The organism is Deinococcus alpinitundrae, assembly GCF_009982895.1.
Taxonomy (GTDB): Bacteria; Deinococcota; Deinococci; order Deinococcales; family Deinococcaceae; genus Deinococcus; species Deinococcus alpinitundrae.
This window is the reverse complement of sequence record NZ_WXZL01000018.1, coordinates 1-24905: the sequence shown is the minus strand read 5'-3', so window position 1 is coordinate 24905 and position 24905 is coordinate 1. Positions and strand designations below refer to the sequence as shown.

Genomic DNA, 24905 nt, shown 5'->3' with positions numbered 1-24905 from the left:
GCTCTACTGACCCGCCGGCTGCTCGCCCGGAAAGATCGCCACCCGTCCGATCATGTATGCGCAGCCCCACAAGAACAGCGTCACCACCGGCAGAAAGTACAGTCCCTTGCGGCGGTCGATCAGCTTCCCGGCGATCAGCACCTCGATGAAATACAGGCTGGCCAGCGCGAAGATGGTGTACATCCAGTGCTCGAGGTTGCGCTTGGGGTCGGGCGAAAAGCCGTACTTGGTGACCTCTTTGCCTGCCTCGGCCACGGCGCTGGCGACCTTCAGGCCTGAGGCGGCCAGCAGCATGCCGCTGAGGCCGTAGAGAAAGAAGATGGCCCAGGTCAGGCGGGTCAGCAGTATAAATCCCCGGTCGACCACCCCGCGCAGGGCCACCGGGATGCTCCAGATGAGCAGCAGGAGGCAGGCCAGCGTGAACAGATTGGGAAAGAGCTTGGCCAGCGAGGTGTTGAACGAAAAATCGTGCAGGGCGCGCAGCAGGTCCATGTCCACAGCCTAGAGCGAAATCAGTGGGGCAGATGCCGCAGGAGACCCGCCAGACCGCGCCCAGACGGCCAAAACAGCGTTCTGAAACCATTGCCGGGCTTTTCGCTCACAACGTAATTTTCTTGACCCGGATGGGGCGAAGTGCTACACTGAGGAGCACACCAGAAGCGTGTCCAGTCGCGAGAAATTCGCCGCACGCGATGTCTACGAAAAGCTACGCCTGGAACAGAAAAAGGAGCTTCATGACCTCATCTGATTTACCCAAGACCAACACCACCCCGGAAGTTCAGGAATACGACGCCAGCCAGATCAGCGTCCTAAAAGGTCTGGAAGCGGTTCGCAAGCGCCCCGGCATGTACGTGCAGGGCGGCACCGGCATCGACGGCTACCACCAGCTTCTGACCGAAATCATCGATAACGCCATCGACGAGGGCCTGGCGGGTTTTGCCGACGAAGTGCATATCATCATGCACGAGAACGGCGCGGCCACCGTCACCGACAACGGGCGCGGCATCCCGGTCGACATCATGCAGTCCGAGGGCCGCAGCGCCATTGAAGTCATCTTCACCGAGTTGCACGCCGGGGGCAAGTTCGGCCAGGGAGCCTACAAGGTGTCCGGCGGCCTGCACGGCGTCGGCAGTAGCGTGGTCAACGCCCTGAGCACCTACCTCGACGTGACCGTCAACAAGCACGGTCAGCTCTACCACATCCGTTTCGAGCGCGGCGACGTCACCACCCCGCTGGAGGTGACGGGCGACACGCCCTCCGACGTGACGTGGGCCACCAAGGTCAGCTTTCAGCCGGACGCCGAGGTGTTCAGCGAGTTCGACAACAGCTTCAACTACGACCGCATCCGGGGCCGTCTGCGGGAACTGGCCTACCTGACCGGCCTCAAGATCGTGCTGCGTGACGAGCGTATCGCGCTGCACGGCGACCAGATCAAGGAAGAGACCTTCTTCGAGCAGGGCGGCATCGCCAACTTCGCCCGCGCGCTGGTCATCGACGACACCAAACTGCTCTACGACCAGCCGATCGTGATGCGCGGTACCCACAGCGGCGTGGAGGTCGAGGTGGCGTTCATTCACGCCAATACCTATTCCTCCGACAACATCCTGACCTACGCCAACATGATCCGCACCCGCGACGGCGGCACCCCGCTGACCGGCTTCAAAACCGCCTATACCCGCATTCTCAACAAGTACGCCCGCGACAAGAACATGATCAAGTCCGGGAACCCCATTCCCGGCGGCGACGACCTCCTGGAAGGCATCTACTGCGTGGTGTCGGTCAAGCTGGGCGAACCGCAGTTCGAGTCGCAGGCGAAAGTCAAGCTGCTCAACTCCGAGGCGCAGACCGCTGTGAACGCCGTGGTCGGTGACAAGTTCGCCGAGTTCCTGGAAGAGAATCCCAAGATCGGCAAGACCATCGTGGAGAAGGCCGCCGAGGCCGCCCGCGCCCGCGAAGCGGCTCGCAAGGCCCGCGACATCATCCGCCGCAGCAATCCGCTGGAGAACGACGATCTGCCCGGTAAGCTGGCCGACTGCTCCTCGCAGGACCCGGCCGAGAGCGAGCTGTTTATCGTGGAAGGCAACTCGGCAGGCGGTTCGGCCAAGGGCGGCCGCGAGCGCCGCTTCCAGGCGATTTTGCCGCTGCGCGGCAAGATCCTGAACGTGGAGAAGGCCGAACTCAACAAGATTCTCAAGAACGCCGAGATCCGCTCCTTGATTGGCGCGATCGGTGCGGGTGTGGAAGGTACCGGCGACAACGTGCACTTCGACCTCTCCAACCTGCGCTACCACAAGATCATCATCATGACCGACGCGGACATGGACGGCGGGCACATCACCACGCTGCTGCTGACCTTCTTCTTCCGGTACATGCGCCCGATCGTCGAGCAGGGTCACCTCTACATTGCCCAGCCGCCGCTCTACCGCATCATGGTGGGCCGCCAGACCAGCGCCAACAAGGGCACCTACCTCTACGCCGAGGACCAGCTGAAAAAGCACGTGGCGCAGGCCAACCGCGAGGGCAAGAAGTACGAGATTCAGCGCTTCAAGGGCCTGGGCGAGATGAACGCCGACCAGCTCTGGGACACCACCATGAACCCGGAAGGGCGGGTCTTGAAGCGCGTCAGCATCGAGGACCTGATCATCGCCAACGAAGTCTTCGAGGCCTTGATGGGCACCGATGTGGGGCCGCGCAAGGAGTTCATTCGCGAGAACGCGAGGTTCGCGGAGATCAGTATTTGAGTTGATGACAAAGAAAAGCGCCGCACCTGTCAGAAGGGTGCGGCGCTTTTCTTTGTCTGGGGTTTACCCGGTCCGGCCTGCCTCAGTTGGGCGGCATCAGTACGGTGTCGATTACGTGAATCACACCGTTGCTCGCCGCAATGTCGGTCGCGGTGACGGTGGCGTCATTGACCATCACGGTGCTGCCGTTGACCATGATGTTGAGCGGGGCACCTTGCAGGCTCGTGGCACTGGTCATGGTCACCACGTCCGCCGCCATGACTTTCCCTGACACGACGTGGTAGAGCAGTACGGCCTTGAGTTTGACCGGATCATTGAGCAAAGCTGTGAGCTGATCAGTCGGGATTTTGGCGAAGGCGGCGTTGGTCGGCGCAAACACCGTGAAGGGGCCGTAGCCGTTGAGTGTTTCCGTCAGACCGGCTGCCTGCACTGCTGCCAGCAGCGTGCTGAAATCGGGATTGCTGACCACGATTCCGGCGATGCTGTTGTTGGGCAGCGTAGAGGTCTGGGCGAACGCCGAGGGAGCGAGAACCATGGCTGTCGTCAAAAGCAAGGTCTTCTTGAACATAAGCGGCTCCTTTTAAGTGACAGGGCAGATTTAGGCTCTCGGATCAGCACTCTTTAGAAAGAGCGCAGACGCCGTTGCGAATTTGGGCTTTTTGAAAACCCATCTCCCCTGACTTGTTGCCAGCTTAAGGAACCTCTCGCCTCTGCTCGGTACGAGGCCATACAATGAGATTGGCGCGATATGAAGCCGGAGGCCCAATCGTCTGAATGGAAACGCAACGTGGCAGGTTGGGGTTGTCGCCCCGACCTGCCAGTTCAGGAGTTCGGTTGTCAGCGCTTTACTTCAGCTTCGCCTGAAGCCAGCCGCTCAAATCGCTGATCGCCACACGCTGCTGCTGCAAGGTGTCGCGGTCACGGATGGTCACGGTGCCTTTGAGGTCCGCATTCTCGCCTTCGTTTTGCCCGATGGTGTCGAAATCCACCGTGACGCAGTAGGGCGTGCCCACCTCGTCGTGGCGGCGGTAAGCCTTGCCGATGTTGCCGCTGTCTTCCAGCAGGATGCGGCCCAGGCCCAGCTGTTGCAGGTCGGACTTGATCTGCCGGGCCAGTTCGACGAGTTCGGGCTTGTTGCGCGCCAGCGGAATGACCGCCACTTTGATGGGTGCGAGGTGCGGCCTGAACTTGAGCACGATGCGCTCGTTGCCGTTTTCCAGTGTCTCCTTGGTAAACGCCTCACTCAGCACGGCCAGCAGTGCCCGGTCCACGCCCGCCGACGGCTCGATCACGAACGGCACGACCGGCTTGTTGGTGTCGGGGTGCGGAATGGTCAGCTTGGCAATCGAGTCGTTGTTCTCAGTCACGCTGGCCACCAGGTTCAGCTCCGACTGCGACTTGGTGTGCGAGCCGAGGTCGTAGTCGCTGCGGTTGGCGATGCCCTCGATCTCCTCGTGGCCGAGCGTGGGGTAGTCGTACATCAGATCGTAGGTGCGCTTGGAGTAGTGGGCCAAGTCCTCTTTCGGCACATCCAAAATCTCGATTTTGCTGCGCGGCACCCCCTGGGCCTCCCACCAACTCAGGCGCTTTTCTAACCAGTGCGCGTGCCAGTCTTCGTCGGTACCAGGGGTGCAGAAAAATTCGATTTCCATCTGTTCGAGTTCGCGCACCCGGAAGATGAAGTTGCGCGGCGTGATCTCGTTGCGAAAGGCCTTGCCGATCTGGGCGATGCCGAACGGCAACCTCCGCGAGGTGGAGTCCACCACATTCTTGAAGTTGGTAAAGATGCCCTGGGCAGTTTCCGGGCGCAGGTAGCCGTAGCTCTCCTCGTCGGCCACCGGGCCGATGGTCGTCTTGAACATCATGTTGAAGGGCTTCGGCTCGGTCCAGTCGCCCACCTCGCCGGAAAAGGCGTCGCGCACGCCCGAGGCGCGCAGGGCTTCGCTGGCCTTGGCGGGGTCGGCGTTCAGGGCGGCGACCAGCGCGGGGAAGTTCTCCGGGTCTGCGCCCATGTGCGCGGCGACCTTGGCGATCACATCCGCCTTCTGATCCTTCACCAAGTGGTCGAGGCGGTAGCGCTTGTTGTTCTTCTTGTTGTCGACCATCGGGTCGGAAAAGGTCGCCTCGTGGCCCGAGTGGCGCAGCACCAGCCGGTGCATGATGATGGAGGAATCCAGGCCCTCCATGTCGTCGCGCTCGTAAACGTTGGCACGCCACCAGGCGGCCTTGATGTTGTTTTTGAGTTCGACACCCAGTGGGCCGTAATCGTAGAAGCCTTGCAGGCCACCGTAGATCTCCGATCCCTGAAAAATAAAGCCCCGGCGTTTACACAGGCTGACGAGTTCTTCCATCGAGGTCGCGGGCATGTTTCTCTCCTTGTTGCCTGCCGCCCCAGCAAAGCAAAGCGCCCGGCGACAGGTCGCCTGGGGGCGCAAAAAACTCGCGCGGTTCCACCCCAGTTCCCCGGGACGCTGCCCGGAGCACTCTGGAAAAGTTGTCGGACTGACTGAGAAGCCGGTCCGCGCTCCCCGCTGCCTTTCGTGCCGCTCTGCCCGCCTGACTTCCACCGTCTCAGGCTCGCTCGTGGGCAGGGTCTTCGGCCTACTCCTGCGGATCGACGCTGCGCCCAGTCTGGCGCACCGCACCGCAGAGGGTCAAGTGGGCGGCAGGCCCGGCATCACGAACTCCCGCCGCGCGCCCTGCGAATTCAGCGCTTCCAGATCGTAAACCGCACCCAGAAAGCGTGCTCGCTGCTGCCAGTCGAGCAGATCGGCGTGCCGGGCAGCGAACACTTCCCAGGTCTGTCCTGGCTCGCGGCGCTCCAGCACCAGAAAGAAGAAGGCGGTGGTCAATGTGGCGTTGTATTTGTCGGTGAGGTCGAGCCGCGCCGCCAGCGCTTTCAACCCCGCGTCGAAGATCGCCAGGGCTTCCAGGGCCGGGTGCTCTTTCAGCAAGAGCCAGGCCAGATGCAGGTGGGCCGGATGGCCGAAGCGCCCGTGCTCGGTCACGCAGTGCTGAAAGAGGGTGTCGAAATGGGCCTGGGGAGATGACGGGGCCTGGACAGTCATCCGGTCAGTTTAGAGCAGCGGTCAGAAAAGCAGCGTTTTTTCGACCGGGCAGGCCCGGAAGGTGCCGTTGTGCCCAGGAACCCACGGGAGTAAAACAGGGTGCGCAGTTGGCTGGAGGAATGACTGTGCCAGCAGCACGCACAGTCATTCCTCCAGCCAACTGCGTCAGCCTGAAGAGAATTGGCCGATTGTTATCTCTCAGTTTGACGCTCGCTCAGCTTTGATCCGGCGGGACGAAATCCACGTGATGAACCCAGCCGTGTCCATTTGCTCATTCCAGCAGCTCAGCGCTCTCGCCTTTCAGTTCAACCCCGCTCAGACCGCGCCGCAAGCTCGCGCGCAGCAGGGAGGCCGTGCGCCGCGCCGCTTCCGGCAGCTCCAGGCCGCCGGGCCGGATGTTGGACACGCAGTTGCGCTCGCTGTCGAGCCTGCCGACGCGCGGCGCAAAGGTCAGGTACGCGCCCAGGCTATCGAAGCTGCTCAGGCCGGGGCGCTCGCCCAGCAGAATCAGGCTGACCCCGGCTCCCAGCAGTTCGCCCGCCTCATCGGCCAGCGCCACCCGGCACTGGTGGACCAGCAGCAGGCGGACAGACAGGCCGTCCAGCAGCGGCAACAGTTCGCACAGCAGGGCCGGGGCATGTCTCAGGGCGGCGGCGCTCAGGCCGTCACCGACGACGATCAGCACGTCTGGGGCGGAGGCAGCAAGCGGTTCCAGCACGGCTGCCGAGTCCGGATGCAACCGGCGGCCCAGGTCCGGGCGGCGCAGGTACTCGGCCCGGCCCTCTGCCCGTGAGCGAAGTTCCAGAGCGTCGGGCCATGCCTCCAGCAGCGGCCCGAAGTCGGCGGGCGTCCACACCGCGTCCTGGGCGGCGGCGTGGGCCTGGGCGAACTTCAGCACCTCACGGGTGGGCAGCGAGACTCCGGCCCGGCCCAGCGCGAGGCGGGCGTGAGTAAAGGCGCGCAGGCCTTGCCAGGGAGCCGTTTCGGTGAGGTCGTCGGTCATGCTCCGGCCCCCAATTGCTTCAGCGCTTCCCTGAGCGGCGTTCCGGCTCCCGGCAGGCTCAGCTCGCCCCGTGCCGTCAGGCCCACGCGCTCCAGCCAGGCGGCGAACTCCGGCGCGGGCGGGCGGTGCAGCAACTCACGCACATACCAGGCGTCATGAAAGCTGGTGCTCTGATAATTGAGCATGATGTCGTCCGCACCCGGCACGCCCATCACGAAATTGACGCCGGACGCCGCCAGCAAGGTCAGCAGCACGTCCATATCGTCCTGATCGGCCTCGGCGTGGTTGGTGTAGCACACGTCCACGCCCATTGGCAGCCCCATCAGCTTGCCCGCACAGTGGTCTTCCAGGCCCGCCCGGATGATCTGTTTGCCGTCATAGAGGTACTCGGGGCCGATAAAACCCACCACCGTATTGACCAGCAGCGGAGCGTAGCGCCGCGCCACCGCGTAGGCCCGCACCTCACAAGTCTGCTGGTCCACCCCGTGATGGGCGTCGGCGCTCAGGGCACTGCCTTGCCCGGTCTCGAAGTACATGACGTTATGCCCGAGACTGCCCCGGTTCAAGCTGAGTGCGGCGGCGTGCGCCTCGTCCAGCAGCGCCAGGTCGATGCCGAAGCCCCGGTTGGCGCGCTGCGTTCCGGCGATGCTCTGAAACACCAGGTCCACCGGAGCGCCGCCGTCGATGGCCTGCAAGGTGTTGGTCACGTGGGTCAGCACGCAGGTCTGGGTGGGAATATCAAGTGTCTGTCGCAGGTCGTCGAGCAGGTGCAGCAGCCCCGTGCACGAGTCCACGCTATCGAGCGCCGGGTTGAGGCCGATCACCGCGTCGCCCGCACCGAACATCAGGCCGTCCAGGCAGGATGCCAGCACGCCGCGCGGATCGTCGGTGGGGTGGTTGGGTTGCAGCCGGGTGGAAAAGTGCCCGCGCAGTCCCAGGGTGTTGCGAAAACGGGTCACGACCTCGCAGCGGCTGGCGACGAGCATCAGGTCCTGGCTACGCATCAGCTTGCACACCGCCGACACCATCTCGGGAGTCAGGCCGCCGCGCACCCCTGCCAGTTGTTCCGGCGCGCTCGAGAGCAGCCAGTCGCGCAGCTCGCCTACAGTCAGACTGCTGATCGGCGCAAAGGCGTGGGCGTCGTGGCCGTCCACGATCAGGCGGGTGATCTCGTCGGTTTCGTAGGGAATCAGCGGCTGGTCCAGCAGCGTTTGCAGCGGCACATCGGCCAGCAGGCTGCGGGCCGCCTCGCGCTCCCCAGCGCTTCTGGCGGCGAGTCCGGCCAGCTCGTCGCCGGACTTTCGCGCCGAGGCGCGGCCCAGGAGCTCGCGCAGGTCGGCGAAGGTGTAGGCGATGTGGCCGAGCCGGGTCTGGAACATCGTTGCTAGAGTCTAGTTCACCTTCATGCCCTTGAGGACAATCGCGGCCAGCGTCTTGGCGGTGTCGGTCATTTCGGCGTTGCCGGCTTCCGCACCGTTCTGGGCGATTCCGGCGATCAGTGCACCGGTCATCACCGAGGTCTCGTACATGGCCTGAAGGTCGCTGGCCCGGCCCTTCATCACGCCCGAGTCGACCAGTAAATCGTTCAGGCCGCGCACCAGGACGTCGGTTTCGGTCCCGCTCAATTCGGTGCCGGTCTGCACCTCAAGGCTGACGCTGAGCAAGAGGGCTAGGCCAGCAGCCAGATTGTTCCTGCGAAGGTCTGGAATCTGCTGAGCTGCCTTAAAGAGCTGGAGACACACTTCGGCCATCTGCTTTTGATCGGCAGGTTTTTGTACCATTACGGCGCAGTTTTTCTGCTGGCTGGGCTGGCCCTTGAAGGCGAAATCCGTTTTGGAGAGGTCGTACTTGTACTTGACCGGTGTGGCCGGAGGCTTGAGGGCCTGCTGCACCGCCTTGGCCGTGAAGTCGGGCTGGACGGTGGCCGCTACGAAGCCCACGGAAGCCTGAGCGAAGCTCTTGTAATTCTGAAACGAGGGCGTGAAAAACTGGGCCTGGGCGCTGCCCAGCAACAACACCGCCATAACCGTCAGCCTGCTCCCGCAATCGGCTCCAGCCTGAACCTTTTCCATGTCGTCTCCCCAACGCCGTGTTCCGCTGGAAGAGTGCCAGCGACGGTCCCTCTAAACGGTCTTGCCCAACGCCCGTTGAAATCCGAGCGTAACGGATTCTTCATTCCTTTTCAATGAACAAGGGTCAGTTCTGCTGGCGTGGGTCTGACGCCTGGGGATCACGTCCACGCTTCACAGCACCAGCACGCCGTGGTGCTTGGCCTTTTCCTGCGGCTCCACATGAATGGTCACGTTCGCGCCCTCTACCGCCAGCCGCAGGGCGTCTTCCAGCCGGTCGCAGATGGCGTGGGCCACTTCCACCGTCATATCGCCCGGCACCACCAGATGAAATTCCACGAAAGTCACGGCCCCGGCGTGGCGGGTGCGCAGGTCGTGGGCTTCCAGGGCACCCTCAGCCTCGGTGCTGATGGCCTGGCGAATCAGTTTCTCGGTATCGGGGTCCACGGCGGCGTCCATCAACCCGCCCACGCTGTCGCGCACCAGGCCGTAGCCGCTCCAGAGGATGTTGAGCGCCACCAGTGAGGCCAGCAGCGGGTCGAGGATGGACAGGCCGCTGTATTTGGCGATGAGCACGCCGCCCAGCACGCCCGCGCTGGTCACCACGTCCGACATCACGTGCCGCCCGTCGGCGATCAAGGCCGGGGAGCGCCTGGCCCGCCCGGTTCGCAGCAGCACGCCAGCCCAGACGAAATTGATGATGCTGGCTCCGGCGCTGATGCCCAGGCCAAGCAGCGGCGCGTCCACCTCGCGCGGGTGAAACAGCAGCGGGTAAGCGGTCCAGAGAATGCTCAGGGCCGCCAGCACAATCAATACGCCCTCGGCCACCGCCGAGAAATACTCGGCCTTGCTGTGGCCGTAGGGGTGGCCCGCATCGGCGGGGCGGGCGCTGACCCGCAGCGCCAGGTACGCGCCGCCCGCTGCCGCCACGTTGATGATGCTCTCCAACGCGTCGGAATACAGCGCCACGCTGCCAGTCAGTCCGTAAGCCAGGTATTTGAGGCCCAGCACCAGCAAGGCCACCAGAACGCTTTGCAGCGCGGTGCGAATGGCGGTGGCCGTGGGCGAAAGCATTGGCCCAGAGTACAAGATGGAGGCGCGTCGGCGTGCCGCAACTCAAGTCTGCCGGTGCCCAGCGCGCCGCTCACACAGCTCGGCATGCCGCTGCCACTTCCCGATGCTGCGCCGGGCAGCTTTATCCGGTGAGGTGCCTGGGCCCAGGCTGTCGGCGTTCGAGCGCTCTGAAGCTGCGCGTCTGGAAGGAAGGTCCAGCTGGCGTGGTGGGGGAGTGGTGGTCTGAGGAAACCCGTCTCTAGACCGGGGCCTGTCGGTTGATGCTGTGAACGTGTGTCTGCACAACAAAGCGGCGACCAAACTGGCCGGATGACAGATTCAAACGCCTCCTACGTTTCCATGACCGAATGGGCCGCCCTGGTGCCGGAACTGGATGTCGGCGACCTGCCGCGCAGGCTGGACGTGTACACCCACTTGTTCGGCTTTACTGTCAACGACACCCGTCCCGGCTTCGCCTCTCTCAGCCTGGGCCGGGTTCAGTGGATGCTCTCGCAGATTCGTCCTGGCGGCCCGTGGCAGACTGGAGCGCTGGAGTATCCGCTGGGGCGCGGCATCAACTTCCAGATCAGTGTGCCGGATGCTGTACGCACCGCTGGGAGCCGAGGCGTACCCCATCTTCGTGCCGCTGAAGACCTCAATGCATCTGGAAGACGGCACCGAGCACCACCAGCGCGAGTTTCTGGTGCTCGATCCCGACGGGGATCTGCTGCGCTTCACCGACTGAGCGCTTCTGCCCACAGCGTAATTACTGCGCCGCCGCGCTAGACTCTGCGGATGACTGTGCGCGATCTCCTCTCCGAACTCAACCCCAACCAGGCCGAGGCTGCCGCCCACTTCGAAGGCCCGGCGCTGGTCATTGCGGGTGCGGGCAGCGGCAAGACCCGCACCCTGATCTACCGCATCGCCCACCTGATTGAGGCTCAACGTGTCGATCCGGGACAGATTCTGGCCGTCACCTTTACCAACAAGGCCGCCGCCGAGATGCGCGAGCGGGCCTCGCACTTGATTGCCGGCGCGGACCGGCTGTGGATGAGCACCTTTCACTCGGCGGGCGTCAGGATTTTGCGGGCTTACGGCGAGTACATCGGCCTCAAGCGCGGTTTTGTCATTTACGACGACGACGATCAGCTCGACATCCTCAAAGAGATCATGGGCAGCATTCCCGGCATCGGCCCCGACACCCATCCGCGCGTGCTGAGAAGCATCATCGACAAGGCCAAGAGCAACCTGCGCTCACCCAGTGACCTCGACAAGTGGCCCGAGCCGTATATCAGCGGCCTGCCGCGTGACGCCGCCGCCGAGGCGTTCCGGCGCTACGAATCGCGCAAGAAAGCCCAGAACGCCATCGATTTCGGCGATTTGATTACCGAAACAGTGCGGCTCTTTCAGGAAGTGCCGGGCGTGCTGGCGAAAGTGCAGGACCGGGCCAGGTTCATTCACGTGGACGAGTATCAAGACACCAACAAAGCGCAGTATGAATTGACGCGCCTGCTGGCTTCAAGAGACCGGAATTTACTGGTGGTGGGTGACCCAGATCAGTCGATTTACAAGTTTCGCGGCGCAGACATTCAGAACATTCTCGATTTTCAGAAAGACTACCAGGACGCCAAAGTATATGTGCTGGAACATAACTACCGCTCCAGCGCCCGTGTGCTGGGCCTCGCCAACAAACTGATCGAGAACAATACCGAGCGTTTAGAGAAGACTCTGCTGGCGGTCAAGGGAGACGGTATGCCGGTGGTCTTTCACCGCGCCAACGACCACCGGGGCGAGGGCGACTTTGTGGCCGAGTGGGTGACCCGTCTGCATGCCGAGGGCCAACCGTTCGCCAAGATGGCGATTCTCTACCGCACCAACGCCCAGTCGCGCGTGATCGAGGAGTCACTGCGGCGCGTCAGCATTCCGGCCAAGATCGTCGGCGGGGTGGGCTTTTATGACCGGCGTGAGATCAGAGACATCCTGGCCTACGCCCGGCTGAGCATCAATCCAGTGGACGACGTGGCCCTGCGGCGCATCATCGGGCGGCCCAAGCGCGGCATCGGCGACACGGCCCTGGAAAAGATGCTGACCTGGGCGCAGATCAACGGCACGTCGCTGCTCACGGCCTGCGCCAATGCCGAGAGCATTCTCGACCGGGGAGCCAGCAAGCCCGTGGAGTTCGCCAAGCTGATGGAGGCCTTCTCTCAGGCCGCCGACAACTACTCGCCGGGCAGCTTCCTCAAGTACCTGATCGAATCGAGCGGCTACCTCGATCTGCTACGCCAGGAAGGGCAGGAAGGCCAGGTGCGGCTGGAGAACCTGGAAGAACTGGTCAGCGCTGCCGAGGAGTGGAACGAGGAGAACGAGGGCGGGATCGCCGAGTTTCTGGACGACGCCGCACTCCTGTCGAGCGTGGACGATATGCGGACCAAGATCGAGAACAAGGATCAGCCCGAGGACGCCGTCACGCTGATGACCATGCACAACGCCAAGGGCCTGGAGTTTCCCAGCGTGTTCATCGTGGGTGTGGAGGAAGGGCTGCTGCCCAGCCGCAACAGCCTGAACGAGGCGGGCGGCATCGAGGAGGAGCGGCGGCTGTTTTATGTGGGCATCACGCGGGCGATGGACCGGCTGTTTCTGAGCGCGGCACAAAACCGGATGCAGTACGGTCAGACCAAGAGCGCCGAGGACAGCCGATTTCTGGAAGAACTCGGCGGTGGCTTCGACAGCATCGACGGCTACGGGCGGGTCATCGACTACCGGCAGAAGACCTGGCGTGATTTCAATCCCACGGCTCAGCCCGCGCCGAGTGCGGTGAAAAATACCAGCCCATTGACCGCCGAGATGGCCTACCGGGGCGGCGAGAAGGTAAAGCACCCTAAGTTTGGTGAGGGACAGGTGCTGGCGGTGGCGGGCGTGGGTGAGAAGCAGGAAGTCACGGTGCATTTCGGCGCGGCAGGCACCAAGAAGCTGATCGTCAAGTTTGCCAATCTGAGCAAACTCTAGCGCCGCGACACCAGATGCCGCACGCCCTCGCCCGGCAGGTCCAGCACGGCTGAGCGTAGAAACGGCGGCACCAACCCGGCTTCGTCCAGCGCGTCCAGGCTGACCCACTCGAACCAGTGGCCCTCGGCGCTGCGATTGGCGAATGCCCCAGCGGGGAAGCTGGGCGACGACTCGGCGAGGTAGTAAAAGGCGATGCCCTGATAGGGTCCGCTGGCCGACCCGAAGAACTCCTCGCAGATCAGTGTCAGGCGCAGCGGTCCCACGTCCTGCCCGGTTTCCTCCAGCAGTTCGCGCCGCGCCGCCGCGAGGCTGTCCTCGCCCGCCTGAATGCGCCCGCCGGGGAGGTAAGCACACGTCCAGGCCGGGTTCGCGGCAGACCAGCAGCGCGCCGCCGCGAATGACGATCACGGCGGCGCGCAGGGAAAAGCGGAAGGTGGGGAGCTGAAAATCCAAATCGGGGGCCAGATCAGGAGCAGTCATGCGCTCAGTCTTCTTCGGGCGGCCTGAGCACTGCGTCCGCCGAATGGCTCACTTCACGCTGATGCGGACCGGCTGGGCGCTCACCTTGACCAGTTGCCCGGCTTTTCCAGCGAAGCCCTGAAACCAGCCCTCGATCATGTACTCGCCTGCGGGCAGCGTCAAGGTGCGGGTAAAGGTGGCGCTGCCACTGGCCGGGGCTGTCTTCATCTGCTGCTCCTGGGTACAGATGCGTTTGTCGCCGGTGGGGTAAACGACCACTCGCGTGCCGACTTGCAGCACCCGCACCAGCGGAGCCGCCGCACAGTTCTGCTCGCTGTCGCGCCCGGTACTGAACTCCAGCGCTGCCGCCTGGTTGTTGGTCAGGGCCAGGCTCAGTGTGAATTCGCCGCTGACGGTGCGCGATGCGCTGAGGGTCGCGCCCACCTTGTCGAGCAGGATGGGCGTGGGAACAGTCTGGGCCGGAACGGGGAGCGGCTGACTGGACGGTGACGGGTTGACGGGCGAAATCTCCGGCAGGGCCGTTTGCGCGTGTGCGGCAGGCAGCGACAGAACGCCCAGCAGCAGCAGGGACAGCACTTTGTTCATGCGCCCAGTCTAAATGCCCGGCGTGACGCGGCGCTGATCTGCTCTTTAAGGTTGGCCACCAGGGTCGTTTGGCAGGCCAGGCGGGCTTGCGGGCACGTCCGGCAGGCTGGGAACAGCGGGCACGGGCGTCGGCACCAGCGGCGCGTCAGGTTGCGGCGGGCGCGGCAGCGGCGTGAGTTCGGGCAAGGCGGGAGCGAGCGTCGGAGCGAGCCGAGCCTGGGCGGCGTAATCGTCGGCGATGCCCTGCGCGATGCCCTGGGCGATGGCCTCGCGGCCCGCCGGGTTCATCAGCAAACGCAAATCGTCCGGCTGGGTCAGGTAAGCGGTCTCGATCAGCACACTGCGCTGCGAGGTGGGCCGGGTCAGCGCCAGATTACCGATTCGCAGGCCCGGAAGCGTGAGCGGCGGTGCATTGACAACGGGCAGGTTCGTCGCCGCCGTGACACTTTTGATCAGCGCTCCGGCCAGCCCCCAGGTCATCGGGTGGAAGGTGTAGACCTCCAGGCCGCGCCGTGCTCTGGGATCTGCGCCGTCCGGCAGGGCGTTGGCGTGAATGCTGATCAGCAGGTCGGCGTGCAGCTTCTCGGCCAACAGTGGGCGGTCGTACAGCGGCACGCGCACGTCGCTCTCACGGGTCAATCGGGCATCGGCGCCCTGGGCGCGCAGCAGCTCGGCCACCCGCACGGCAATCGGCAGCGTGATGTTCTTTTCCGGCTGGCCCAGGCTGCCCGCGCCGCCGAGTTCCGGGCCGCCGTGACCGGGATCGAGCAGAATCACTCGGTTTTTCAGGGGCTGCGACGGGTCGAGCGCGGGCGCTTTGCGCAAATGCAGCAGCAGCGCCCCTGGCAGGTAGTTCACGAAGTAGCCCCAGTGCTGAGCCTGCGGCAGGCTCACGGCGAGGTTCAGCGTGAAACCAGCTGAGGCCCAGCTCAAACCCGGCGTGCTGGGGGTGGCGGCCAGCGAACCGGGAGCGCGGGCCGCGTCCGAGAGGTGCAGGATCAGCCCCGCCGAGCCCCCCGTCTGGCTTTCTTCAAGGCTGAACGGCGTGCGCTGGGTGATGGGCAGGCGCACCTGCCATTCGTCCGGCGTGCTGGAGAGTTGCGGCGTGCCCGCTCCGGCAGCGGGCGGTGGGGTGCCGACAGGCAGCAGCTTCAGGACCGATTTGAGGGCTGTCGCCAGGCCGCCGGGTCCTTGCACCAGATACGCCTCACCCAGATCGCCCAGCACGGCCAGCCGCTGCGCCTGTCTGGGAAACAGCAGATCGGTGGTGCCTAGTCCCGTCGTCAGGGCGCTGGGGCTGGGGTTGACGCCCTCGCCCACGTCCGCCGCGATGATCTCGCCCACCCGCGCCGCGCCCGCCGGGGTCGACGTGAGCCGACCCGGTGCCGTGGCGATGACCGTGGTGCCGTCCCTGCCGGTCAGGCTCACCTTGAGGGCGGCCCCGCTGAGCGGCAGATTGTCCGGCAAGGTCAAAGTTGTCTGATACCATCCGGCGGCCAGGGGCGGGCGGGCGCTGGCGGGCTGCTCCATCAGCGCGAAGCGGCCCAGCCCCGTCACGCTGACGCTGGCCCGTCCACCTGGAGATCCCTGAAATGCCACCGTGAGGGTGCGCCCCCCAGCAGGAACACGGGTATACAGGTTCAGCGCCCGGTTCGGCGTCAATGTTCCGGCCCGAATGGCGGTGGGCCGGGCAGCCAGGGCAAGCGGCGGGTTGAAACTCACGTTGAAGGTGACGGCGCGGCGCTGACTGCCCAGCACGCTCAGCAGTTTGAGCGCGTTCTTGCCCACCTTGAGCGGCAGCCATTCCATGAACAGCCCGTCCGTGCCCACGTTGAGCGCCCGCCCATTGAGACTTAGATTCGCGCCGGGGGTCACGTGACCCTCGAAGATGACATGGTCGTAGGGCACGCTGGTGTTGGCCGGTGGGTAGGCCACCACGATCTCCGGGGCGCGCGTGGCGGCCTGGGCGGTGGCGAGAAAAGCAGTGAGCAGTAACGTCAGGGCAGGGCCGCAGGAGCGCATGCGTCAACCTAGCGTCTGGATGTCTGGGTGGGGGTGAGCCGTGTGCCCGGCGGAGTGGTTCAGAAGCGGAACTCCAGCCCGGCCCCGGCGCTGATCCCCGACTTGGTATCGGTCTTGACACTCACGCGCCAGCCGAGCGGCCCGGCGAGTGGTCCGCGTGCGCCGCCTTCCAGGTACACGCCCACGCCGGAGTTGCCGGTGCCTGCGGTGTGGTAGGCCAGTCCGCCGCTGAGAAAGCCGTCGGTTCTGGTAAACGGCAAATTCAGATCGCGCAGGGTGCCGCCCACCCGCACCTCGCTCAGCCCGCCCGCGCCGCTGCTGGTGGTCGCGCCTGCCTCGACGCCCACCGTGCCGATCAGCGGCACCGGCAACAGGGCGCTCCCCGCGTGGCCGTCCAGACCGTTGGTTCGCAGGTCTGCGCCCACCCATAGGGCCGCAGCCTGCGCCGGAGCCAGGCTGGCCGCGCCGAGAGCCAGGGCGGGCACCAGGGCAAGTCGGGCCGTGAGTCGGGAGAAAGGGTGCCGGGAGAGCGGGGGCTTGGTGGGCTGTGTCATCTCTTCAAGGTAAGCGGCCAGCATGAAGGCTGTCTGACGCCGGAAGCGGCTTCAGCTCAGGGCCGCTTCCAGACTCAGCGCCAAGCCCAGCAGCTCGGCGTCCGTGTTCCAGGTCCCCACCAGTTGCAGGCCCACGCTGAGCGCTCCGGCGGGGCAGGGGAGGCTGACCACCGGCACGCCCAGCAAACTGAACGGCACGGTGAGGCGCAGCACCGCCACCCGCAGCGGCGTCCGTGTTGAATTCAGCTGGCCTTCCGGCAAGGCCAATTCCTCCTGCCCGCTCAGCGGCGCGACGCCCGGCACGGCGGGGGCCAGCAGCACGTCGAACTGGGTGAACAGGTCTTCCAGGCGGGCGCGGTAGCCGTCGCGCCTGGCTCTGGCCGCCCGCACCTCCTCGTGGGGCCGCGCCGCACCCAGCCGCAGCAAGGCCTCGGTGCCTGCGCTGAAGCCGGTGGGCGAGTCGCCGAGCGCCGCCGCGTGAAGGATCGCCGCCTCGCTCTGCACGATGGGACTGTAGGCGTCCAGCATGTCGGGCAGCAGCACTTCCTTGAAGGTCGCCCCCAGACCCTCGGCGGTTTCCCGCGCACCGTCGAGTGCTGCCAGCGCTTCCGGTTGCAGCCACGCCTCGGGCCGCCACAGGCCCACCCGCAGGCCGTTCCAGCTTCGTGCCACGACCGTCTCACCACCCAATGCGGCGTGGAGGCGGGCCGCCATTGCCACGCCCCTGGTCAGAGGTCCGGGGTGGTCGCAGGTCTGGCTCAGCGGCAGGAGGCCGGTCGTGGGCCAGGCGGGGTGGTCCTTGGTCGGCTTGAAGCCCACCACCCCGCACCAGGCTGCCGGAACCCGGATGCTGCCGCCGGTATCGGTGCCCAGCGCGAAGTCCACTTCAGCGCGCGCCACCGTGATGGCCGCGCCGCTGCTCGATCCGCCCGGTACCCGCGCCGGGTCGAGCGGATTGCGCCCCGGCGTGACGGGATTGGCCCCGGTGATGCCCAGAGCGATCTCGTGCAGGTGGGTCTTGCCCGTCAGGGTCGCGCCGAGTTCGAGCAGCCGCGTCACCAGCGGGCTGGGCACGACCGGCGGCAAGCTGGCCTGGGTGGAGGCGCGCAGCGGCCAGCCCTCTACACCGTAGAGGTCCTTGACGTTGAAGGTCAGGTCCGACAGGGGGCCGCCTGCTGCGCCGGGGAGAGGCTGCGGCGGCTGGTAGGCCCAGGCACCGAACGCGTTGGACGGGTCGGGCCGGGTCACGGTAAGATCGCGGGCTGCTGAAAGAGGCCCTGGGCCAGCGTGTACGGCCCGAAGCTTGGCTGGCCCAGCGCTCCGAAGTCGGCGGTGAATGTGCCGTCTACCCGGTAGGGCATCTCACGGCCCCGCGCCACCTGAAGCCAGATGGCGGTGGTCTGGAAGCTGACCGGAATCTCCAGCAGGGCGTCTTGCAGGGCGCTGCCTCGTGCCGGAACGTTGATGTTCGGCAAATTGACCGTGCCCACGTCCGCGCCGTTGAGGTAAAAGTGTCCGTTGATGTTGGCCAGCCGCGCCGCGACCGGATTAGGGTTGTCGATCCGCAGCTTGAGGGTCACGCGGGCGGTGGCCGGAGACCCCAGCGCCAGCCCGGTCAGGCGGGTTTGCTGCACGGTAAAGGTGGGCACCTTGATGACCCGGCTGAGCGCGGGCGCGCAACTGCTCAGGCCCAGGAGGCTGCCCAGCAGCGCGGCGGTGAGCAGAACCGGAAACGGCGGGCGGGGCAAGATCATGCTGCTGAGTCTAGCGGCTCGGCGTGCGCCTGTCTGAAAGGCTGAGCCACTGGGCCGCCGCGCTGGTTAGACTGCTGGCTATGACTGCCCCGACGCTCCGCCTTCGCCTGCCGGTGCTTCTCAAAGCACTGCTGCTCGGCCCGGCCCTGTTTGGCACCACCCTGTTCAGTCGTGCGCAGGCTGTGACCTACGACTTCTCCACTTCGGCGGTTTCGGGCGGCAGTCAGCCGTTCACGGTGCGCGCAGGTGTTTCGGACGTGCTGCTGGGCGGCAACCGCTTCTCGCTGGCCGTGTCCAACCGCGCCGCCGAGGTGGGGGCCGTCCGCAACCAGCCGCTCTTGACCATCGGCACCGTGAACCTGAACCTGAACGCTGCGTATGTATTCGCGCAGCCGGGGGTGCGCCTCGCCGCTGGGGCGGGCGGCACGCTGGGGCCGGTGGCGCTGAGTGCGTCGGGGGAGTTCTGGAGCACGCCGGCAGCGGACCAGGAACCGCTCTCGGTGTGGAATCTGGTGGCCCCCGCCGTGAGTCCGCTCGGGGCGCAGGCCAATCTGGAAGCCAGATACCGGGTGTCGCGCACCCTGATCGCTACCCTCAGCGGCGAACTGGGCGCGCAGAGCCGCGTCTCGCTCAGCGGCGAGTGGCGCTCGGGCGATCTCAGCTACCGCCTCGGCGCGGCGGGCGGCGTGAATGTGCTGGGCGCGCTGGCCGGGGTGACCTACCGGGCCGACGCCTTTACCTTCAGTGCCGACGCCCTGCTGGGCCGCACTTCCGGCGGCACCCTGAGTCTGGACGCTCCGGCGCTGATCGCCCTGAACGACGAGCAGGCCATCGACCTGAGCGCTTACCTGACCTACGAGCCGTGGCGCAGCGCTGCCCTGCCCCTGCGCTACGGTCTGGACGCGGATGTGCCGCTGGGTCAGGTGGTCGACGGCCACCTCAAGCTCGGTCTGCGCGGCGGCAGTGGCGGCCTGGGCGTCCGTGCCGGGTACACCTTCACGCCGGGGGCAGCAACACAGACGCCGGAGCCGGAACCCGTCGACCCGCCCGCTGAGCCGTCGCCCACCGACCAGCCGACGACCCCAGCGACGACCCAGCCGACAACTGAGCCACCCGCCCAGCCCTGAGGTTTTCCCAGTGCCCCGCAGACCGGCCAATTTCCATCACCCAACCATCCGTCAGCCAGCCTCGCGGCTTCTCATGAGAGCGGACGCGATACTTCGGGCATGCGTATTTTCCCCTCGCTCGCCGTGCTGGGCGTCCTCGGTGCCCTCTCCCTCTCGGTGGCACAGGCCCAGACCGCCGACGACATCCTCAACAACCTCGCCAGTGCCCAGAAGTCCGCCAAGGACATCAGCTTCCGTATCTCCGGCAGCGCCGATCAGGGCGGAGGTGTCCAGAAGCTCGACCTCAATGTGCAGACCATCCCGGCGTCCAATCTGGCCCGCCTGGTCTTCAACGCGCCCGACGCCCTGGCCGACAACGTGGTCATTCTCGACAACAAGGAAGTCCGCAACTACCTCTACCTCACCAACCAGGTCACGGTGACGAGCACCAGCAAGGCGGCGGGCGGTCAGGACCTCGGTGGCCTCGACCTCTCGCAGCTCAGCAATCTGGTGACGGCCCTCAAGACCCGTTACGACGTGAAGTTGATCGGCACCAGCGGCGCGGCCCCCAACCGGGTCTACCAGCTGGAAGCCAGCCCCAAGACCGGGGTGCAGGGCGGCAAGACCCGCGTGTTCGTCGGCGAGAACGGCTGGCGGCCCACCCGCTTTCAGCTGATCGACGGCGGCGGCAAGAACGTGGCCGATCTGAACGTCAGCGAGTACAAGGTCAACAGCGGCCTGAGTGTGGCCCGGCTGCGTCAGTTGCCCAAAGACGCCCAGATCATCCGGCAGTAAGCACTCAATTTCATGCGGGCCGCTCCGGTGACGGGTGCGGCCCGCTTTGCCGTACCCTGGAGCTATGCCCGATCTGCCCGCCGGTTTTCTCGACGTCACCCGCAGCTTGCCTAATTTTCACCCCAACTGGCCCGGCGACCCGCCCTTCACGGTGACGCCGGGCGCGCGCATGGCACAGGGCGACACGGTCAACACCGGGGTCATCCACACCAGCACCCACACCGGGACCCACGTGGACGCCCCCTGGCACTACGGCGACGATGCGCCCAAGCTCGGCCAGGTGCCGCTGGAGCGCTACCTCGGCGAGTGCCGGGTGGTGCATACGCCGCCCGGTGCGTTCGTGACGGCTGAGCTGCTCGATCAGTTGCCCGACCCGCTGCCGCCCAGGTTGCTGCTCTACACCGGCCAGCCCGCCCACTGGCTCACCTTTCCCGAGGACTTCACGGCGCTCAACCCGGCTTTCGTGTACGCGGCGGCGCGGCGCGGGGTGCGGCTGATCGGCACCGACAGCCCCAGCGTGGACCCGCTGACCAGCAAGACGCTCGACGCTCACCACGCTTTTCTGGACACCGGCATCCTCATTCTGGAAGGCTTGAACCTCGCAGGCGTCGAGCCGGGCGATTACACCCTGATCTGCCTGCCGCTGCCGCTGAGCGAGGCCGACGGCGCACCGGCCCGCGCCGTACTGCTGCCTGCTGGACTGCTGCCGTGACGGCGGCTCCGGGTACCCTCTGGCCGCGCCGCGAACTGTTCGCCATGCCGGGTGGCATTTACCTCGACGGCAACAGCCTCGGCCTGATGCCGCTGAGCGCCCACCAAGCGGTGCTGCGCCGCCTGGGTGAGTGGCAGACGCAGGCAGTCTCCGGCTGGGACGAGTGGTTCGGGCTGGCCGAGTCGCTCTCGCCCACCCTGGCGCGTCTGGTGGGTGCGGCGCCGCGTGAGGTGATCGCCACCGGCAGCATCACGGCCAATTTGCATGCGCTGCTGGCAACGTTGTACCGGCCCCAGGGTCAGCGCAAGCACCTGCTGGCCACCGCCCTCGACTTTCCCACCGATCTCTACGCCCTGCAGAGCTGGGCGGCCCTGCGCGGCGCGGAGCTGAAAATCATTCCGAGCCGTGACGCTCAGACCATCCACGAGGATGACGTGCGCGCCGCGCTGGGGCCCGACATCGCTCTGGTGCTGCTGCCCACGGTGCTCTACCGCAGTGGGCAACTGCTCGACGTGGCCGGGCTGACCCGGCTGGCCCACCGATCGGGCGCGCTGATCGGCTGGGACGCGGCCCACAGCATCGGGGCCATGCCGCACGACTTTCACGATGCGGGAGCCGACTTCGCGGTGTGGTGCAGCTATAAGTACCTCAACGCGGGCCCCGGCGCGCCCGGTGGGCTGTTTTTACATCAGCGTCACCACCAGCTCGCCCCGGCCTTGAGCGGCTGGTGGGGCAACGACAAGGCCAGTCAGTTCGAGATGACGTCCCAGTTTCGCCCGGCTCCTGGCGCGGCGGCCTACCAGCAGGGTACTCCCCCGGTGCTGGCGCTGGCGGCACTCGAAGGCGCGCTGGAGGTCTTCGAGCACGCCGATCTGCAGGCGGTGCGGGCGCGCAGCCTGATGCTCACCGATCTGCTGATCGAGCTGGCCGACCAGCACCTGCTGGAGATGCGGGTCATCACGCCGCGCGACCATGCCCGGCGCGGCGGCCACGTGTCGCTGCTGCATCCTGAAGCCCGCGCCCTCTCGGCGGCGCTGCGCGCGCGCGGCATCATTCCCGATTACCGCTCGCCTGACGTGCTGCGCCTTGCGCCGATTGCCTTTTACACCACCGAGGACGAACTGCGCGAGGTGGTGCGGGTGCTGCGCGATCTCCTCGACAGCGGTGCGCACAAGAGTATGGACGTGTCGGGCGCGGTGCCCTGAGCACACCAGTGTCACGAGTCAACCAGTCGGAGCCGTCAGAAGCCGAAGGCAGCCAGAATCTCTGCCGCCGGGCGCTTGGGGCGGCCCGAGACCGGATCGACCCACACCCAGTCGGTGACGCACTCGGCCAGGCGCTTGTGGTCCGACACGCGGGTCAGAGTGTACTCGCGCCGCGCCCGGATGCCCCGGCTGGAGACCAGGTTGGTGCAGACCTCCACCTCGTCGCCCAGCAGCGCCGGAATGTGATAGGTGATGTCGTGCCGCCGCGCCACCGCCACCGTGCCGAGTTCGAACAGCCTCGGCAGGGTCATGCCCACCCGGTCCGAATGGGCGCGGGCCACCAGTTCGCACCAGGTCAGATACACCACGTTGTTGACGTGACCCAGGTCGTCGATGTCTTCCGGCTGCACCCAGACGTGCAGGGTATGGGTGCGGGCAGCGATCTCGGCCTGGCTGGGTGCGGACTGGCCCGGCTCGGGTGCGGAAACCGACAGGCTCATGCGGGAACCGGTTGAATCACGGCACGAAAACGGTTTGGTTCGGTCAAGCGGGCAGGCCCTATACAGGTGCCGCTGTGCCCCAGAAGGGGGAGCAGAGAGAGACGAGGTGCGCGGGACGGCGACCGCCCCGCCGCGTTCTCGGAGGGTTGGGTATGAAGCGCACTCCGGTTCACCCCTCGCCCGACAACACTTCGCTGGGCAGCTCGAAAATGCTGTTGACCGCTTCCGCTCCGCGCAGATCGAGTTCGGTCACGCCGCCGACAATGCTGCCGGTCTCGTAGGTCACGTACTCGACGTGGACTTTTTTGTACTTTAGGGTGATGTCGGGGTGGTGGTCCTGGGCCTCGGCGAGTTCGGCCACCCGCACCGCGAAGTCCAAGCCCTGGCGGTAGCTGTCGAATTTGAAGAGCCGAAACAGCTTGCCGTCGTCGCCCCACCAACCCTGGGGTTTGCGGTCCTGTACGTCGCCGTCGGTGAGGCGCTCGCGTCCTGCCACGTTCTCGGTCATGCCTTCAGGGTAGCGTACCGTCCCCGGACGAAGATCTTACACGGGCCGTCCAGGCGTTATCCTGCGGTTTATGTCTGCGCCTCAAGTCGTGACCAGAATTGCCCCCAGCCCCACCGGTGACCCGCACGTCGGTACCGCCTACCAGGCCCTCTTCAATTCGGTGTTCGCCCGCCAGCACGACGGCAAGTTCGTGGTGCGGCTCGAAGATACCGACCGCAGCCGCTACAACGCCGCTTCCGAGGGCCGCATTCTGGATATGCTCGATTGGCTCGGCACGGTTTGGGACGGCCTGAAGCCCGACGCCAGCCCCCGGCGCGAGGACGAGTTCGGTCCCTACACCCAGTCTGAGCGCGCGGGCCTGCACCGCCAGTATGCCGAGCAGTTGCTGGAGAGCGGCGCGGCGTACCGGGCTTTCGACACGCCGGAAGAATTGGGCGAACGCCGCAAGGCCGCCGAGGACCGCAAAGACAGCTACCTGGGCTATGACCGCCGCGACCGCACGCTCAGCCGCGAGGAATCGGATGGGCGGGCGGCGGCGGGCGAGGCGTTCGTGATCCGGCTGGCCGCGCCCCTGGAAGGTCAGACCACCGTGCGTGACCGGCTGCGCGGCGACGTGGTGTTCAGCAATGCCGAACTCGACGACAAGGTGCTGCTCAAGCGCGACGGTTTTCCGACCTACCACCTCGCGGCGATGGTGGACGATCACCTGATGGGCGTCACCCACGTCATCCGTGCCGAGGAGTGGTTGACCAGCACCCCCATTCACCAGCTGATCTTGCAGGGCCTGGGCTGGGCTGAGCCGGAGTGGATTCACACGCCCTGGCTGCTCTCGAAAGGCGGCAAGAAGTACAGCAAGCGCCGGGGCGACCCCTCGGTGGAGGATTTCCGCAAGATGGGCATCTTGCCGGAAGCGCTGCTCAATTACCTCGGCATGATGGGCTGGAGCATGCCCAGTGGCGACGACGGTGCGGCGCAGGAAGTCTTCTCGCCGGCCGAGATGGTGGAGCACTTCACCTGGGAGCGCGTCAGCCTGGGCGGGTCCACCTTCGACGTGGAGAAACTCAGGTGGCTCAACGGCAAATACATCCGCGAGGTGCTGAGTCTGGACGATGTGGTGAACCGCGTTCACGCCTTCGGGGCCGAGCAGGGGTACGCCGAGGGCATCGGCAAGAATGAGTACTTCCGCGCCGTCGTTGCCATGATGCTGCCGCGCTTCGAGACGCTGGCCGAGTTCTGGGAGAAGACGACGTACTTCTTTAGCGAGGACTACAGCATCAACGACAAGGCCGCCAAGCTCATCGAAGGCGGGCGCGAGCTGTTGCCCAAGCTGCACACCACCCTGGCTGCCCTGCCTGATTTCGCCCATGACACCACTGAGGCCGCCCTGCGTCAGCTGGCCGAGGCTGAGGGTGTCAAACCCGGCAAGGTGATGCAGCCGCTGAGGGCCGCCATTGCAGGCACCAGCGAAAGCCCCGGCATGTTCGAGATGTTGGAAGCGATGGGGCAGGGAAGGGTGCTGGAGAGGGTAGCGCGAGTTCTGAATGCAGAGATGCCTCTGGGTGGGCAGGATTCCCCGGTTTATTGATCTCGGCTGAAGTTCACGATGGGAGGTAGCTGTACAGGAGGCAATCAGGGAGGCGCACATATCGGACGCGCTGCCACCCGACCTTCCGGCGTGCCTTGAGTTCCTTCAACGTCCGCGCGCAGAAATTCCCCAGCACATTCCGCTTGATGTAGGCCCACA

Annotated in this window: 23 protein-coding genes and 2 pseudogenes; 8 read left to right on the top strand and 17 right to left on the bottom strand. The window is 65.7% G+C overall.

Translation table 11 applies throughout. The features are described 5' to 3' along the window. Positions 1–3: 3 nt before the first annotated feature. Positions 4–492: a hypothetical protein gene (locus GUI70_RS15590; protein WP_161883243.1), complete on the bottom strand. Its 489-nt coding sequence runs from the start codon at positions 490–492 to the stop codon at positions 4–6. Between the two features lie 242 nt (positions 493–734). Between GUI70_RS15590 and GUI70_RS15585 the strand changes: the two genes are divergently transcribed. Next, positions 735–2741 (top strand): DNA topoisomerase subunit B, encoded by a 2007-nt coding sequence (locus GUI70_RS15585; RefSeq protein ID WP_161883242.1) that lies wholly within the window; start codon positions 735–737, stop codon positions 2739–2741. 82 nt (positions 2742–2823) lie between these two features. Here GUI70_RS15585 and GUI70_RS15580 read toward each other — a convergent pair whose 3' ends face one another. The 7 genes from GUI70_RS15580 to mntE all read right to left on the bottom strand — a co-directional run bounded on the left by GUI70_RS15580 (position 2824) and on the right by mntE (position 9955). Continuing rightward, the gene (locus GUI70_RS15580; RefSeq protein ID WP_161883241.1) at positions 2824–3309 is read right to left on the bottom strand and encodes a fasciclin domain-containing protein; all 486 of its coding nucleotides are present in this window, start codon (positions 3307–3309) and stop codon (positions 2824–2826) included. A 277-nt stretch (positions 3310–3586) separates the two neighbouring features. After that, positions 3587–5107, bottom strand: coding sequence for a glycine--tRNA ligase (locus GUI70_RS15575; protein WP_161883240.1), 1521 nt, complete (start codon positions 5105–5107; stop codon positions 3587–3589). A 288-nt stretch (positions 5108–5395) separates the two neighbouring features. Next, positions 5396–5809 (bottom strand): hypothetical protein, encoded by a 414-nt coding sequence (locus tag GUI70_RS15570; RefSeq protein WP_161883239.1) that lies wholly within the window; start codon positions 5807–5809, stop codon positions 5396–5398. A gap of 271 nt (positions 5810–6080) precedes the next feature. Continuing rightward, positions 6081–6812, bottom strand: a complete 732-nt coding sequence (gene eutC / locus GUI70_RS15565; RefSeq protein ID WP_161883238.1) for an ethanolamine ammonia-lyase subunit EutC — start codon at positions 6810–6812, stop codon at positions 6081–6083. Beyond that, complete coding sequence (locus GUI70_RS15560) at positions 6809–8191, bottom strand: ethanolamine ammonia-lyase subunit EutB (RefSeq protein WP_161883237.1); 1383 nt, start codon at positions 8189–8191, stop codon at positions 6809–6811. Before GUI70_RS15560 ends, eutC begins: the two co-directional genes overlap by 4 nt. Positions 8192–8203: 12 nt before the next feature. Continuing rightward, entirely contained in the window at positions 8204–8884 is a 681-nt protein-coding gene (locus GUI70_RS15555; protein WP_161883236.1) for a DUF6683 family protein, read from the bottom strand. A 171-nt stretch (positions 8885–9055) separates the two neighbouring features. After that, positions 9056–9955 (bottom strand): manganese efflux transporter MntE, encoded by a 900-nt coding sequence (gene mntE / locus GUI70_RS15550; RefSeq protein WP_161883235.1) that lies wholly within the window; start codon positions 9953–9955, stop codon positions 9056–9058. A gap of 577 nt (positions 9956–10532) precedes the next feature. Here mntE and GUI70_RS24035 point away from each other — a divergent pair. Then, the gene (locus tag GUI70_RS24035) at positions 10533–10679 is read left to right on the top strand and encodes a VOC family protein (protein WP_202630500.1); all 147 of its coding nucleotides are present in this window, start codon (positions 10533–10535) and stop codon (positions 10677–10679) included. 50 nt (positions 10680–10729) lie between these two features. Beyond that, the gene (locus tag GUI70_RS15540; RefSeq protein ID WP_161883234.1) at positions 10730–12940 is read left to right on the top strand and encodes an ATP-dependent helicase; all 2211 of its coding nucleotides are present in this window, start codon (positions 10730–10732) and stop codon (positions 12938–12940) included. On the opposite strand, the pseudogene GUI70_RS15535 reads toward GUI70_RS15540, so the two are convergent. From GUI70_RS15535 to GUI70_RS15510, 6 genes and pseudogenes are all read right to left on the bottom strand, one after another. Beyond that, positions 12937–13296: pseudogene (locus GUI70_RS15535) on the bottom strand (NUDIX domain-containing protein); the annotation flags it as partial. The gene GUI70_RS15540 and the pseudogene GUI70_RS15535 overlap by 4 nt on opposite strands. Positions 13297–13468: 172 nt before the next feature. Beyond that, positions 13469–14005, bottom strand: coding sequence for a hypothetical protein (locus GUI70_RS15530; RefSeq protein WP_161883233.1), 537 nt, complete (start codon positions 14003–14005; stop codon positions 13469–13471). 45 nt (positions 14006–14050) lie between these two features. Beyond that, positions 14051–16027, bottom strand: a complete 1977-nt coding sequence (locus GUI70_RS15525; RefSeq protein WP_161883232.1) for an N-acetylmuramoyl-L-alanine amidase family protein — start codon at positions 16025–16027, stop codon at positions 14051–14053. A gap of 59 nt (positions 16028–16086) precedes the next feature. Then, positions 16087–16581 (bottom strand): hypothetical protein, encoded by a 495-nt coding sequence (locus GUI70_RS15520; RefSeq protein WP_237724968.1) that lies wholly within the window; start codon positions 16579–16581, stop codon positions 16087–16089. A 51-nt stretch (positions 16582–16632) separates the two neighbouring features. Beyond that, a complete protein-coding gene (locus GUI70_RS15515; protein WP_161883231.1) occupies positions 16633–17829 on the bottom strand; it encodes an amidase in 1197 nt (398 codons plus the stop codon). Then, positions 17826–18335 carry an LEA/WHy family protein gene (locus GUI70_RS15510; protein WP_161883230.1) on the bottom strand — a complete coding sequence of 170 codons (510 nt, stop codon included), beginning with the start codon at positions 18333–18335 and terminating at the stop codon, positions 17826–17828. The genes GUI70_RS15515 and GUI70_RS15510 overlap by 4 nt, the downstream gene beginning before the upstream one ends. An 80-nt stretch (positions 18336–18415) precedes the next feature. Here GUI70_RS15510 and GUI70_RS15505 point away from each other — a divergent pair, with 80 nt between their 5' ends. From GUI70_RS15505 to kynU, 4 genes are all read left to right on the top strand, one after another. Further along, complete coding sequence (locus tag GUI70_RS15505) at positions 18416–19462, top strand: hypothetical protein (RefSeq protein WP_161883229.1); 1047 nt, start codon at positions 18416–18418, stop codon at positions 19460–19462. 99 nt (positions 19463–19561) lie between these two features. Continuing rightward, positions 19562–20236, top strand: coding sequence for an outer membrane lipoprotein carrier protein LolA (locus GUI70_RS15500; protein WP_161883228.1), 675 nt, complete (start codon positions 19562–19564; stop codon positions 20234–20236). 64 nt (positions 20237–20300) lie between these two features. Further along, positions 20301–20948 (top strand): cyclase family protein, encoded by a 648-nt coding sequence (locus GUI70_RS15495; RefSeq protein ID WP_161883227.1) that lies wholly within the window; start codon positions 20301–20303, stop codon positions 20946–20948. Continuing rightward, the gene (gene kynU, locus GUI70_RS15490; RefSeq protein ID WP_237724967.1) at positions 20945–22153 is read left to right on the top strand and encodes a kynureninase; all 1209 of its coding nucleotides are present in this window, start codon (positions 20945–20947) and stop codon (positions 22151–22153) included. Before GUI70_RS15495 ends, kynU begins: the two co-directional genes overlap by 4 nt. A gap of 35 nt (positions 22154–22188) precedes the next feature. Here the strand turns inward: kynU and GUI70_RS15485 are convergent, their stop codons facing one another. Both GUI70_RS15485 and GUI70_RS15480 read right to left on the bottom strand, forming a co-directional pair. Continuing rightward, positions 22189–22653 carry an acyl-CoA thioesterase gene (locus tag GUI70_RS15485; RefSeq protein WP_161883226.1) on the bottom strand — a complete coding sequence of 155 codons (465 nt, stop codon included), beginning with the start codon at positions 22651–22653 and terminating at the stop codon, positions 22189–22191. Positions 22654–22822: 169 nt separating this feature from the next. Further along, positions 22823–23161: a 4a-hydroxytetrahydrobiopterin dehydratase gene (locus GUI70_RS15480; RefSeq protein ID WP_161883225.1), complete on the bottom strand. Its 339-nt coding sequence runs from the start codon at positions 23159–23161 to the stop codon at positions 22823–22825. Between the two features lie 70 nt (positions 23162–23231). Between GUI70_RS15480 and gltX the strand changes: the two genes are divergently transcribed. Further along, positions 23232–24746 carry a glutamate--tRNA ligase gene (gene gltX, locus GUI70_RS15475; protein WP_161883224.1) on the top strand — a complete coding sequence of 505 codons (1515 nt, stop codon included), beginning with the start codon at positions 23232–23234 and terminating at the stop codon, positions 24744–24746. Between the two features lie 13 nt (positions 24747–24759). Here the strand turns inward: gltX and GUI70_RS15470 are convergent. Beyond that, a pseudogene (locus tag GUI70_RS15470) lies at positions 24760–24905 on the bottom strand (IS630 family transposase); the annotation flags it as partial.

Excerpts from the sequence above, each read along its gene's own strand:
- GUI70_RS15590 (WP_161883243.1), bottom strand. The coding sequence starts at position 492 with ATGGACCTGCTGCGCGCCCTGCACGATTTTTCGTTCAACACCTCGCTG.
- GUI70_RS15585 (WP_161883242.1), top strand. The coding sequence starts at position 735 with ATGACCTCATCTGATTTACCCAAGACCAACACCACCCCGGAAGTTCAG.
- GUI70_RS15580 (WP_161883241.1), bottom strand. The coding sequence starts at position 3,309 with ATGTTCAAGAAGACCTTGCTTTTGACGACAGCCATGGTTCTCGCTCCC.
- GUI70_RS15575 (WP_161883240.1), bottom strand. The coding sequence starts at position 5,107 with ATGCCCGCGACCTCGATGGAAGAACTCGTCAGCCTGTGTAAACGCCGG.
- GUI70_RS15570 (WP_161883239.1), bottom strand. The coding sequence starts at position 5,809 with ATGACTGTCCAGGCCCCGTCATCTCCCCAGGCCCATTTCGACACCCTC.
- eutC (WP_161883238.1), bottom strand. The coding sequence starts at position 6,812 with ATGACCGACGACCTCACCGAAACGGCTCCCTGGCAAGGCCTGCGCGCC.
- GUI70_RS15560 (WP_161883237.1), bottom strand. The coding sequence starts at position 8,191 with ATGTTCCAGACCCGGCTCGGCCACATCGCCTACACCTTCGCCGACCTG.
- GUI70_RS15555 (WP_161883236.1), bottom strand. The coding sequence starts at position 8,884 with ATGGAAAAGGTTCAGGCTGGAGCCGATTGCGGGAGCAGGCTGACGGTT.
- mntE (WP_161883235.1), bottom strand. The coding sequence starts at position 9,955 with ATGCTTTCGCCCACGGCCACCGCCATTCGCACCGCGCTGCAAAGCGTT.
- GUI70_RS24035 (WP_202630500.1), top strand. The coding sequence starts at position 10,533 with ATGCTGTACGCACCGCTGGGAGCCGAGGCGTACCCCATCTTCGTGCCG.
- GUI70_RS15540 (WP_161883234.1), top strand. The coding sequence starts at position 10,730 with ATGACTGTGCGCGATCTCCTCTCCGAACTCAACCCCAACCAGGCCGAG.
- GUI70_RS15530 (WP_161883233.1), bottom strand. The coding sequence starts at position 14,005 with ATGAACAAAGTGCTGTCCCTGCTGCTGCTGGGCGTTCTGTCGCTGCCT.
- GUI70_RS15525 (WP_161883232.1), bottom strand. The coding sequence starts at position 16,027 with ATGCGCTCCTGCGGCCCTGCCCTGACGTTACTGCTCACTGCTTTTCTC.
- GUI70_RS15520 (WP_237724968.1), bottom strand. The coding sequence starts at position 16,581 with ATGACACAGCCCACCAAGCCCCCGCTCTCCCGGCACCCTTTCTCCCGA.
- GUI70_RS15510 (WP_161883230.1), bottom strand. The coding sequence starts at position 18,335 with ATGATCTTGCCCCGCCCGCCGTTTCCGGTTCTGCTCACCGCCGCGCTG.
- GUI70_RS15505 (WP_161883229.1), top strand. The coding sequence starts at position 18,416 with ATGACTGCCCCGACGCTCCGCCTTCGCCTGCCGGTGCTTCTCAAAGCA.
- GUI70_RS15500 (WP_161883228.1), top strand. The coding sequence starts at position 19,562 with ATGCGTATTTTCCCCTCGCTCGCCGTGCTGGGCGTCCTCGGTGCCCTC.
- GUI70_RS15495 (WP_161883227.1), top strand. The coding sequence starts at position 20,301 with ATGCCCGATCTGCCCGCCGGTTTTCTCGACGTCACCCGCAGCTTGCCT.
- GUI70_RS15485 (WP_161883226.1), bottom strand. The coding sequence starts at position 22,653 with ATGAGCCTGTCGGTTTCCGCACCCGAGCCGGGCCAGTCCGCACCCAGC.
- GUI70_RS15480 (WP_161883225.1), bottom strand. The coding sequence starts at position 23,161 with ATGACCGAGAACGTGGCAGGACGCGAGCGCCTCACCGACGGCGACGTA.
- gltX (WP_161883224.1), top strand. The coding sequence starts at position 23,232 with ATGTCTGCGCCTCAAGTCGTGACCAGAATTGCCCCCAGCCCCACCGGT.